Annotated in this window: 7 protein-coding genes; all 7 read right to left on the bottom strand. The window is 65.8% G+C overall.

Going from position 1 to position 11,910, the window contains the following annotated elements; genetic code table 11:
* Positions 1–79: 79 nt before the first annotated feature.
* The 7 genes from AB0873_RS30600 to AB0873_RS30630 all read right to left on the bottom strand — a co-directional run bounded on the left by AB0873_RS30600 (position 80) and on the right by AB0873_RS30630 (position 11,315).
* Positions 80–1,882 carry an SMC family ATPase gene (locus tag AB0873_RS30600; protein WP_366604106.1) on the bottom strand — a complete coding sequence of 601 codons (1,803 nt, stop codon included), beginning with the start codon at positions 1,880–1,882 and terminating at the stop codon, positions 80–82.
* A complete protein-coding gene (sbcD, locus tag AB0873_RS30605; RefSeq protein ID WP_366604108.1) occupies positions 1,879–3,144 on the bottom strand; it encodes an exonuclease subunit SbcD in 1,266 nt (421 codons plus the stop codon). The genes AB0873_RS30600 and sbcD overlap by 4 nt, the downstream gene beginning before the upstream one ends.
* 96 nt (positions 3,145–3,240) lie before the next feature.
* Positions 3,241–4,557: an AAA family ATPase gene (locus tag AB0873_RS30610; RefSeq protein ID WP_366604110.1), complete on the bottom strand. Its 1,317-nt coding sequence runs from the start codon at positions 4,555–4,557 to the stop codon at positions 3,241–3,243.
* A complete protein-coding gene (locus AB0873_RS30615; protein ID WP_366604112.1) occupies positions 4,554–6,044 on the bottom strand; it encodes a hypothetical protein in 1,491 nt (496 codons plus the stop codon). Before AB0873_RS30615 ends, AB0873_RS30610 begins: the two co-directional genes overlap by 4 nt.
* Positions 6,041–7,156 (bottom strand): hypothetical protein, encoded by a 1,116-nt coding sequence (locus tag AB0873_RS30620; protein WP_366604113.1) that lies wholly within the window; start codon positions 7,154–7,156, stop codon positions 6,041–6,043. Before AB0873_RS30620 ends, AB0873_RS30615 begins: the two co-directional genes overlap by 4 nt.
* Positions 7,157–7,193: 37 nt before the next feature.
* Complete coding sequence (locus AB0873_RS30625) at positions 7,194–8,000, bottom strand: hypothetical protein (RefSeq protein WP_366604115.1); 807 nt, start codon at positions 7,998–8,000, stop codon at positions 7,194–7,196.
* Positions 8,001–8,642: 642 nt separating this feature from the next.
* Positions 8,643–11,315 (bottom strand): pentapeptide repeat-containing protein, encoded by a 2,673-nt coding sequence (locus AB0873_RS30630; RefSeq protein ID WP_366604117.1) that lies wholly within the window; start codon positions 11,313–11,315, stop codon positions 8,643–8,645.
* Positions 11,316–11,910 lie beyond the last annotated feature (595 nt).

Below are 11,910 nucleotides of genomic sequence, written 5' to 3' on the forward strand. Positions count from 1 at the left end.
CGCGATCATGGCGGGGATGATCCATTTGTCGAGCACTCAACATCGACGTGTCTCGCCGTCACACAACGCCCCGAACCGGTTACCCGACGGTCTCTGAGAGGGTGACGAATTCGGTTCTGGCGGCGGTCGCGGTATCGCGGGTGTCGTCGCGAATCTTTCCGGCGCGCTCGACGTCTTGCTGCGCTTTGGCAGCGTCATCGGTGACCAGTTTGAGGATCTGCTCGTCGGTTCCCGACAGGTCGGCGTCTCCAACGACTTCCTGGAGGCTGATCAGCGCTTCACTGAGCAGGCTCTCGGCTGTGGTCACGCTCTGCTGGGCGGCAGGCAGGTTGTCTCGTTCCAGGGTTTCCACCCGGGCGGCCGCTACGGCGGCCGCCCGACCCGTCTTCTCCGCCCGGACTCGGGCTTTCTTGTGGGCGTCGTCGGCGGCGGTGAGGTCGGGTGCGATCGGTGCGGTGAAGTCGGCAGGCAGGGGACGAGTACAGATGAGGCATGCCGCGCCGGGTTCGAGGTCCGCGGCGGCGTGCGCTGCGGCGTTCGCCTTCAGCAGCGCGCGGTGCGTTTGTTCGCTCTCGCTCCGGTTGTGCTCGGTCTTTTCTGCGATACCCGCCGCTTCTCTTGCCTTGGCTATGGCGGTGCCGAGAGCCTCTTCCGTCGTGGCGAGTTCTGCGCGTGCCTTCTCTAGGTCTGCGGCGGCTCCGCGCCAGATCCTCAGTCGTTCGACGGCCTTGTGCTGCCGACCCTGGGCTCGTTTGAACGCCGTTTCCGCGTCTGCATGCGTCTTGTTGGCCGCCGCGACGGCTGGCTCAAGATCAGCCAGGCTCTGTTGCACGTCTTGTAGCCGGAGCTGCTCGACGGCAAGGGCTTCGGCGTTCTCCGTAAGCTGCCGGTGGCGTTTCCGCTGCTGGGGTAGCTGTTCGGCGAGGTATTTCAGAGTGCTGATCGTCGTGGCGGTGCCGGCCACATTCCCGCCGTACTGCTCGGCCTGTGTGAGCTGACCTTGCAGGAGGTCTTGCTCGATCTGCAGTTGGTGGGTCAGTTGGTTGATGTCGGCGCGCTGGCCGTTGAGCGTTTGAGCCTGCGACGCCAAGGCGTGTAGCTGGTCGGCGGCGCCGGCAGGAACTGCGGCCGCCAGGGATTCTTTCAGCTGGGTCAGCGTGCTGACCGCCCCGGCGGTTCGTCGCTGTTCGGCACGCGCATCAGCGATGGCGGCCCGAGCATTCTGGAGATGTTCCAGGCCCTGCTGCTGCACGCTGTGCTGTTCGGCCGCGGCGGCCAGCGCCGCGGCCGGGTCGTCGAGGAACCTCCTGCGGTGCAGCTGGTACTCGTTGAGCCGGTCCTTGAGGCGCGCCTGAAGGGTTCGGGCGTGCTCGCGGACCTGGCCCAGTTGCTCAAGACCGAGGACGGAGTCGAGGACTTTGCCTCGGTCACGGTCGCTCATGCGCAGCAGTTCCTGGAAGCGGCCTTGGGGCAGGACCACGGCACGTAGGAAGGTGTCGCAGTCGAGCCCGACGATCCGCCGGATCTCTGCGGTGACCTGCCTGGCCCCGGTGGTCAGGGCGCCGGTGTCGAGGCAGGTCAGCCGGTGCACTGACGTGGCGGTGTGACGGCTGACGGACCGTGATACCTGCCATCGGCGGCTGCCGACGGTGAACGTGAGTTCGACGGCGAGGGTGCCGTCACCGCCGTCGGCGACCAACGGGGATGCGGTGGCAGCGTAGGTGCATCGGTTGTAGAGGGCGCAGCAGATCGCTTCCAGGATCGTCGATTTCCCGGCACCGGTGTCGCCGACTATCGCGATGAAGCGCTTGTCGGTGAAGTCAATGGTCTGCTTCGCGGTGTAGGTGCCCAGGCCGCAGAAGGTCAGTGTCTGTGGTCTCATACCGCCCCTCCGATGGTGGCCGTGCTGGTTGCCGGCAGCGGGAAGGCGATCTCGGGGTCGGCCGCCAGTAGCTGCTCTTCCGGCAGCTCGGGTGGTTCGTGTTCGCTGGCGTGCGGCAGCAGGGTGCTGAAAAGCTGACGAACCTGTTGCGCCGAGACGCCTTGGACACCGCGGGTGGCGAGGTATTCGCTGAACAACGTCGTGGTGTCGACGTCGGCGGCGTCGTCGACGGGGGCGAGCAGTTCGAGCCTGCGGTCGGCGGCGTTCTCCCGTAGATCGGCGATGGTGGCCTCAGGCAGCAGGCCGCAGATCTGGCCGGCCAGGTTGTCGATGTGGTTTTCGGTGTTGACCGTGACCAGGCAGATGTCCGTGGTCACGGAGGCCGCCATGGTGCGGATCTCGTCGAGCGTTCCGGTGATGTAGCGCAGCCGGCGGCCGCGCTTTAGCCGAATTCGTTCAAGGACGGCGCCTTGGCCGGGCCGCAGCGTCGCGACGACGACGCTCTTGTCCTCGCCGACCTCACCGAAGTCAAGCTGCAGGGGTGAGCCTGCGTAGCAGCCCGTCACGCGGGTGGTCGGCAGTGGCTGCGGTTTGTGGATGTGACCGAACGCCGCGTAGGTGACCGCCGGCAGGTGCTGTGGATCGGTGGCGTAGAAGTCGCAGGTGTGGCTGGGGTTCTCCGTCCGCGACGGGATGGCGCCGGCGATGTACTGATGCGCGGCAAACACGCTCACGTCGCGAGACGCGTCGAACCCGTCTTTGAGCTCGCGCATGAGCTGCTGCTGCAAGCCGGCGATGTGTTCGGCGTAGGTGATGCGCCGCTGGCCGGGCTCGTCGAAGACGTTGACGATGCGGTTGGCGCTGATGAACGGCAGTGCGGCGACGTGAATCGCCTGCTCGCCGGCTGGAAACCGCAGGACTTCACCGGCGGCGTTGTCGTGGCTGGTGACGAAGTGGATCGGCGCGGACCGGTTGAGCAGGTCGTGCAGCCAGTGCAGGTATGCAGCCGAGTCGTGGTTGCCGCAGACGACCACGACTGGAGCGATCTCGGCGAGGTTGTGCAGCGTGCTGGTGGCCAGTTTGAGGGCGTGCAGGGGCGGCCGTTGCGTGTCGAACAAGTCACCGGTATTGAGAATCAGGTCGGGGCGGGTGGCGGCGGCGATCTCGGTGATCTCGGCGAGCACCGCTTCGTGGTCGCTCGCCCGGGAGTGGCCGTAGGTGGTACGTCCGAGGTGCCAGTCGGAGGTGTGCAGTACTTTCACGTGCGACCTCTTCGTCGTCAGTGGCTTCAATCGCTGGGAGGACCGGCGTCACCTGGGCCCGACAGGGGCCGGCCCGAACGGCGCCGGGCGGTGAGCTCAGAGTGCCCGGATGCGGTGGGCAATGAGATGTTCGAGCAGGGCGTGGTTGGCTTCCCAGCCGTTGGGGAAGCGCGGTTGGGTGTTGAAGGGCACGGGGTCGGCGGACGGGTGGGCGTCCAGCAGGTCGGGGATGCCGTCGCGGGCGACAACGATGCAGGCATGCCGGTGCCGTGAGGTGAGCACGCACAGCCGCCCGGATTCGAGGTGGAACGCGGTGGCGTCGCGGCGCCCGGACAGCGGGTGCAGCACGATGACAGTGTCGTACTCGCTTCCCTGCAGCCGGTTCGCGGTGTCGACGCGAATGTTCGGGTAGGGGGTGCCGGCCAGCCCGGTTTTGATGGCAGCCACCTGGTCGCGATGTGCCACACCGATCGCCACCCGGTCCGGCGTGACCCTAGCGCCCTCGGGGTGCCGTTCGTCGCGCAGCATCGTGCCTCGCTCCAGAACACGCACAGCCAGCTCGATAACGGCGCTGACCGCTTCAGCGTCGGTGCGCACTGTGTGTCGCCGCGGCAGTTGGTAGAAGGCCCAGCCGTTCGCCGCGGCGTGCTCGATCGCACGGTCGGCAGGGCTGGTGCCAAGGCTGCGGGTCGACAACCACATCTGCCGCGTGCCTTGGCGGGGCGCGGACTCGAAGGGCGCGAACGGGTAAAAGGCGTCCGACACCGGGGTCGCGGTGTGAGGGGCAAGCCGCCACGAGTGCGGTAGCTGCCGTTCCGGGATGTCCGGGTTGTTGGCGAGCATGGCTGCCACCGCGCTCTGCAGGGGATTCCAGGCCAGGCCGGTCCACCGGTCGACGTTGACGACCGAGAACGGGTCGAGTTGCCCGGGGTCGCCGACGAACGCAGCCCGTTCGAACATCGGCGCGAGTCGCAGCAGGGTGTCCGAGCGCATCTGGTACGCCTCGTCGATGATCGCCCATGGCCCGCGCTCGGTGATGACGGGGTCGAGCCACTTCGCTGCGGTGGCGACCACGATGGCTGCCTGACGCAAATCGGGGAACCGGTTCGCAATCAGGATGTTTGGGGCGGCGAGCGTGGCCGGCACCGGGTAGCCGTAGGCGGTGTACCGGCCGACGGTGATCCCAGGATCCACGGCGGCGATCTTGGCGACAAGGTCGTCGACTTGGGAGTTGGTTTGTGCGACGACGCGCACCTGCTCGCCGTGCCGGGCCAGGTGGTGAGCCATGTAGGTGACGGCGGTGCTCTTGCCGGCTCCGGGTGGTGAGTTGAGCACCACGCCAGGCTGCGGACCCTCGGTCAATAACCGAAGTACGTCAAGGACCGCGGTGGGCGGGACATAGGTAACGGTCACGACCACGGCTCCTGGGCATCCTGCTCGGTCGGCAGGTATGGCTTGGGCGGGCCGCCATGAGTCCACGGGGTGTCCTCCTTGCGCGGCAGCGTCGGCGCCCGGCGGTAGTCGTCCTTAAAGAGGCTGTAGCACACGGAGTCCCCTACGGCGGGGACGGTGCCGGGCCGTGGTTCACGCCCGCTGCCCATGCCCTCGCGAAGTTCTAGCTCGACGATCGCCGTGTCCCTGTCACGGGTCACCGACACGACGGTGGTCTTCTGGTCCAGCAACTCGGGCCGGCGCATACCACTCTCGCCGACGGCGAGGCTGATCGCGTCGGTGGTCGACACGGTGATCAGCGGCCGCAGGCTCCTGCCGACGCGCCGGTTCGGGATGGCGGCGACGACGGTCCCGACGAATGCCTCACCGATCATGCGAGCCTCGGCCATCACCATCGGGTCGTCGAAGGCGCGTTCCGCGTCGTACTGCTGCTGGGCCCGTTCCAGCCAGTACAGGCGCCGGGCGGCGTACACCGCCGAGTCGCGTTTGGGCTGTGCACCAGGGCTGGTCGCGATCCACTCGGCGGTCTGCGTGAAAGCGTCCAGGTCCCGTTCCCAACGAACACCGACATGAGCACCGGCCGGAAGGGAGGGGTCACGCAGCAGGGCGATCGCCTGCCACATCCGATGCCAGGTGCCGTCGAGCTGCTTCCGCAACTCCTTGCGGATCTTGTCCTCGGCGATGCGCGACGCTGCCGGGCTTGCCGCCTGATGGTAGGCGGCGAGCAGCGGCTCGAGGATGCCGTTGTCGAACGACGGATCCGTGGCTGGTCCGGCAGGCGGTACCTTCAACGGATTTTCGCAGGCACGCGCGGCATCGCGCCCGGTCATCCCGGGTGGCGGCGCGATCCAGCCGAGAACGGCGGGAAGATGCTGGTCCTCCTCATTGCTCTGCCCGGTTGCCCAATGCAGGGTCAGCGCGTCGGTTGCCGCGACCAGCATGGCGGAGCCGGCGTACTCGGCACGGTCGGCGAGGAACGTCAGCCATTTACCCATGACCGGGATGTTGCGTGGCACCGCCCCCTCGCCTGTACTCCTCCGCAAGCGGGTGGAGCGCCCGAGGATTCGGATGAACTCCACGCCGGCGCGGTTGGGCACCCAGACCTGCGGCGCGTCTGCGCACCGGTACTGGACGCCGGACGCCCCGGCGCGAACCGGAAGACGCCGGTTGGTGCGCGGCGTGATGTAGGCGGCGAAGATCTTGGCCAGCTCGTAGGCAAAGGCGACCTGCTGGTCGCGGTTCCGCGGCTGCGCAACCGTCAACAGCTCAGGCCGGTCAGGGCTCGTGCCAACCATGACGGCGAGTGGGGCGTGGGCCTCGCCCGCCATCGCCAACGGCACGAACACCAGCGGCTCACTGCTCACATGCAGATGCCGGACGGTCGTCAGGCGCTGCGCCACCGCCTGGTCGCTGGCATGGGCGCGGGCCAGGGACGTCAGCAGGCTCATGCCATGCTCCCCAACAACTCGTCGCGATACCGTTGGGCCCGCCGCAGCAACTCGGCTTGTTCGACCTGATCCGGGCCAGGCAGACGGGTACCTCGAGCCAGACCGACGACCTCACCGATCGTGTCCAGCGACAGTTCCTCACGGACCTGCCGGCCGAGCACCGCCGTGGAACCCTGTTCCTCCGAGCGGCAGAACCGCGCCATCTCACAGGTGTCCAGGCACGACGGCGCATAGCGTGCGGGCACCAGACGCAGGCCCGCCATTAGCTCCTCGGCCGGCCGGAAACCGGCCGGGCCATGCAGAGCGAACGTCAACCCTGCCGGCAGGTTCGACAGAATGGTGTCGAGGTCGTGCATCCGCTTGAGTATCCGCCGGACCGCCGCGATCTGGTTCCGGACGTTGACCCGGGCCGCGAACGGCTTGTTGATGAAGTTCTGCGGGCACACGAAGATCGCCTCGTCCGCCACCAGATCCTCGTCGAGCCCATGGGAACGCAGCAGTTCCCGCAGGGCGTAGATGTAGACCGCGGCCTGCAACTCTGCGCCTTCCACCGCGGCCGCAGGCGCCTGGCCATCGATCACCGAGAACGACTTGACCTCGACGATGTAGAACTTCCCGCCCGACTTCACAGCCACCAGGTCCGGCTCGAGGAAGACGTCGTAACCCGCGACCGTGATCTTCAGATAGGGGTGGTCGAACAGCGTTCCGCCGTCCTGCGCCGAGCAGGCCACAGCGGTCAGCCGCTGAACCGTGTTTCGATACCGGGCCAGCTTGCCCTCGTTGCCGCCGACGGTCTTCAGGTCTTCGTGTTCGGCTTCCGGAATGGATAGCCCGATGTCCTCCCGCAGCAACGTCAGCAGCTGCGCACCGCCGCTCGCCTTGACCTGGGCTTCGAACTGGGCACCTCGGGCAAGCACCATCCGCGACGGCTTGGCGTACATGGGATGCCGGATAGCTCGGGCCAGTGCGTCCTTGTCGATGCCGGCTGCATCCAGCAGATTCCGGCGGCCGCAGCCCGGGTTGCCGACAATCGCCGAGATACCCCGGGCGTCAAGGCTCTGTGGTTCCGTGTCCCCCCGCAGCGCGTCAAGACGCGCCGTCAGTTCTTTCACGTGCTCTTCCTTCGCGTGGGAAGTGCGGAGTCAAGATTCAGGTGTCGTTCGCAGCATGCGACGCCACCCTGAGATCGGCGCCGAACAGCTGGTGAAGATCGTCGAGCTGGTCTGCGGCGCGCCGGGCTGCCGCTTCGCGCTGCGACAGGTCGGCGTCAAGATGAACGTCCAGCTCGGCCTGGGCCGCACGCCGCACGGCGTCCGGCCTCATCGTGTCGAAAGAGGTGGCAGCGCCGGGAATGTTGGCGGCGAATTGCCACAACAGACGCCGGGCGGGCAGAGTCGCCCAGTCCGGGTGGCTCAGGTGCTCGGCGACACGGATCGCCGAGGTCAGGAAGTGAACTCTGGGACTCAGCGGCCCGACGATGCGGGTGGCAAGCGGCCAGGTGGAGACAGCCAGGAGACCGCGGGCGGGCGAGAGCCGGTCAGCGGTCAGGGCCGCACACAGGTAGTACGGGCGGGCCCAAGGCGTCGTCCTGAAGGATCTTTCCTCGTCCCGACGAAGGCTCGTCAGCTGCTGCCCGTTCAAGGCTCCAGCGAAGACCGCCTGGCGCAGGGCGACGATCAGCTTCGGTGCCGCCGGCACGCTCAGGAAGGTCAACGCCTGGTGGACCTGGTCACGGATTGTCAGCAGTGGTCCCGCGTCCTGCGATTCGGTCCGCGATTGCGAAGCCGGCTCATCTGGCTCGATCGCCAGGAGCGCGTCGTCCCACTGCGCCTCCGCCTGCCGAAGGTCGGAACGCAGACGTCGCGCCTGGTCGCGATCACCGCTCATCAGGGCACGACGCACGGCTGTGCGCAGTTCGTCGATGCGCGCCTCGAGATCGTCGAGAGACTCAGCCACGAGGCACACCGTATGCCATACCAGGGGTTCCAGCAAGTTCCTGTTTTCTCCGCTGATTGAGCGATGCTGCGCCGTTGCAGCCCAGCGAGCCTGCCCGAACCAGAGAAGCCAGCGATAGAACCCGTTGGAGTGATTCGCACAGGTACACGACCAGCCAGGCGGCCAAACACCACGCAGTCTTCGCCGCAACCTGAGGTTCCCCGCCCCTTGGACTGGTGGTTGCCTCACGCCTCCTGGTACGGACGGGCCTCGCGCCGCCCTTCGCCTGGTTGACGCCGGATGGTTCCGGGTGAGTCTGACTGATCGATGCCATTGCCAACCGTCAGGGCGGCAAGCGGGAACTGCCGCCCGGTGGAGCGACCGCCTGTCCGCCTCCACCACGCAAGAGGATCTTCGGTATGAAGATCGGCGTGTTGGACGAACCAAAGTGGAGATCTCGAGGATTCGCTGACTCGACGGTTGAACGAGCAGCCGGAGGCGGGTGCCCAGCCGTGCACCCCGGCGGCAGGGTGGTCTGCGGTTCGCGTTCTACGACCGGATGTCTATCGTTGAGTACCAGGCCGGGTGGCCGGCAGGCGCAGGCTGCCAGGCGGCAGCACAACGGTTTCGAGTTCGAAGTTCATACAGCAGACCGAGGCAACACTAGTCGGGCGAAGTGTGCGCCGGTTCGCTCGATGCAGCCGTCGCAAGCATGAGCCGTTCACGCTCGGTCCGTACACCGTCGTACCTGACCCCGGCGCAGCGCAGGGTAAGACGCATTATTGGGTCACCTTCGGGCGCCTCACCCGTGGCGATTGGTGTAACCCTGACCGACCGGTCGATGCCGCCGCTGATGATGTTGTCATCGTCGGCGAACACTATTGAGTTGACCATCGCGTCGTGCCTGCGGACCCGCCAGCGCTCGACAAGGTAGTTAGATTTTGAAGCCGCCAGCGTAAGGACGCCGTCACGATGGCCACACGCTAGAAGAATACTGTCGTCGGGCGAGGTTCTCATATCTATGCAGTTGACGTTGCGCAGGCCTAACTCGACGGTCGTGAAGTCGGGCCTTCCCTCGACTGGTGTCGTCAGCCGCACGCTCGACTCGCTGGCCACCGCGAAGGCACGGTTGTCCAGCTGCGCATAGCAGACCGCAGGCTCGTCGGCCGCCTCGATGTAGTGTGCTGTCAGTGTCTGCAGGTGCATCCAGACTACTTGGGTCCTTCCGCCGGGCAGTTCCTGCTCATATAGAGCTGTCGACACCCCCGCTACGGGTGGGCGCAGCGGCGGCTTCGTCGGGAATCTGTTGTCACAGATCCACTCGGGACTAGACAGTGAGAACACGCTAAGCACGCTCCCGCCGGAGACAAGCAGGCGACCGCCTGGGGTCATTTGGATCCGCTCGATGTTGTGATTTGCCGAGCCAACGATTCGGCTGCTCCATTGACCACCCGGCTTGCGGCGCCAGGCCCGGATCGACCGGTCGTCGTATGCGGCGGCGATTTGGTCATTGCCAAGCGCGGTAAGGCCGACCACGCTTGAGGTCTCCTCGAGCCGTACGCCTTCCAGGTCGGCACCCGTAAGGTCGGCATTCTCAAGGTTGGCGTTGTCGAGGTTGGCATCCCGCAGTGATGTATCGACCAACCGTGCCCCGCTGAGGTCGACGCCGTCTAGATTGGCATAATCGAGTCGCAGCCGCGAGCAGTCGGCCTTAGGCACGATGCCACCGCTAATGTGGAGCAGCGTGACCGCGTGGCCGCCGAGATATTTGCTGCGGATACTGACAGTCGCCGAGCGGGTAAAGCTTTCGAGCACGCCCCAGACAGACGCTCGGTCTCGCAGCTCGCGAATCATGGAAGCTGCGAAATGAACGATCTCTGGAAGCGGAGGCAGGTCGTCGAGCACAGTCCGCGCCAGTTCATGGTTGTCTCGCAGCGCTCGAACAAGTGCGCAGGCCACGAAATACTCCTGCATGGAGCGGTGAAAGAATGTAACGGGCCACCGCCCCTCGTCTGGGGCGGGCGCGGCCTTGAGCAGAGACCGGATGCCTATGCGCGCTGCCGCGTCGACATCGTCACCGGTAGAGGAGGCTTGCTCTACGCCATCACGTGTCTGCCACAGCAGTTGGGCGAGGTTCGGGTTCGGCCCCGCCACGTCGGTGAGATAAACGTACTGCTGGTCCGTTCGCTGCAGCTTGACAGCGATTTTCTCTAGGATGCGTAGTAGATTGTCGACCAGCTCAGAGTCGGTCACTCGGCTGGCACGCAGATATTCGAGTTTACGAGACAAGCTCTTGCGCACGTAGGTTCGATAGAGGATGAGCTCACTGAATTTTCCATCCGGCAGATCGGTCAGCGTTTCACGGATCATCTGCAGGAACAGCGGCTTGGCAGCGAGGCCGATCGGGTCGTACAGGCCCCGGAGGGTAGCGAGCCGCTGTTCGCCCGTCGGGTCGTCAACGAACCCCTCAAGGTAGCGAATCCGGTCGGCCCGAGGGACCGGCGAAAACTGCAGGATCTGCGGCTGGCCCAACCTGTCAAGGATCCGCTCACGGTTGCGGCCCACGTCGAAGGCGCGACCTCGAGAGGTAACGACAATGCGGACCTGTGAACCGGTCAGCTCCTCGAGGCACGATTCGAGACCGGCGATGTTGTCCTCCATCGCCTCCTGTGACAGGTCCGTGGACATTTCGTCGAACCCGTCCAGAACAACGAGGCAGCGGGTGGACGCAGTCAGGTCGCGCCAGTCGGCGAGAGTGGCGCCGATCTCGCCGAGCCGCCGCTCCAACAATCGCCGCCCGTCCCGTGCGGCCTTGAACTGCCCTAACGGGATTCGTAGTGGCATGACGCCATGTGTCGAGTCGGCAAGGAAGGCGTCGCAGAGGCGGCGGCTGAGGTTGTAAGTGAAGAAGCTCTTGCCCTCACCGAAGTCGGCTAGCAGCAGCAGAGCCTGGCCGTCCGGCCCATTGAGCCAGGCGAGAACTCGGTCCATGAGGGTGCCCTCTAAGATCGAGCCGCTCACATCCGTCGCCTTGATGTCAACGTGATTCTTCATCAGCTCGTCGAAGTGGTCCGGTTTCTCGCTGCCGATGCAGTGGCGCGCGGGCTTGCGCAGGTAGTCCCGCCACACCTGAGCTAGACGCAGGTGCGGTGCGAGCCGGCCGCGGATGGTGTCGACAACGGTTTCCGGCGGCGGTTCCGAGCCATCCGGCGCCGCGCCGTAGAGGGCTTCGTAGATATCGGGCGCCAGCGAGAAGAGCTCGCGGACCCCGGACTGCGGACTCCAAACCTGCACGGTGAATGGGAATTCGTCCACCCGGGCCCAATGCTCGAGCATGTCCTGCAGCTCGTTGGAGGGGTCCGTGTGCGGGGAGATGAGGATCCAATGGTCGATCGACGAATCGTGATAGTAAATCTTGTTCTGTAGCAGTTTGTCGCTGATGTCCCGTGGGGTGACCGGCTTCGCGAGGTTCTTGCACTCGATGTGGCATAAGACGTGGGGATTCCCGGCGACCGCGCAGGTCAGTTTGACGTCGTACCCGAACTGCGTGCCCGAGTGCTGCTTGCGGATGCCGTTGATGAGGTCACTGCGGTTCTGCGGGCTCAGGGCGAAAAACCTGGCGAACAGCTTGGCCGTGGCTTCCTCGAGCGCGTGCCCGGACTGAACCGCGGTCCGGGTGCCCCGGCCGCTGCCGCCACTGCGACTTGTAGGAGATGCAGGCCGGGCGCTAGTACGGGCGGCGGGGATTGCGTGCTCCGTACTGGTGGGCGACCAAGTTGCCTCTTCTTCCTGTCGCCCTTCGTTCTCCGTACGTGATTCAAACTGGTTTGGCTCCGCTAGGTAGTGTCTTCAAAGGATCTTGGTGTCGGATGATGTAGCGCGTGGGTCGTCGCTACGAGTTGTCCGACGCCGAGTGGGAGGCGTTGTCGAG

Source organism: Micromonospora sp. NPDC047707, assembly GCF_040704235.1.
Lineage (GTDB): Bacteria > Actinomycetota > Actinomycetes > Mycobacteriales > Micromonosporaceae > Micromonospora.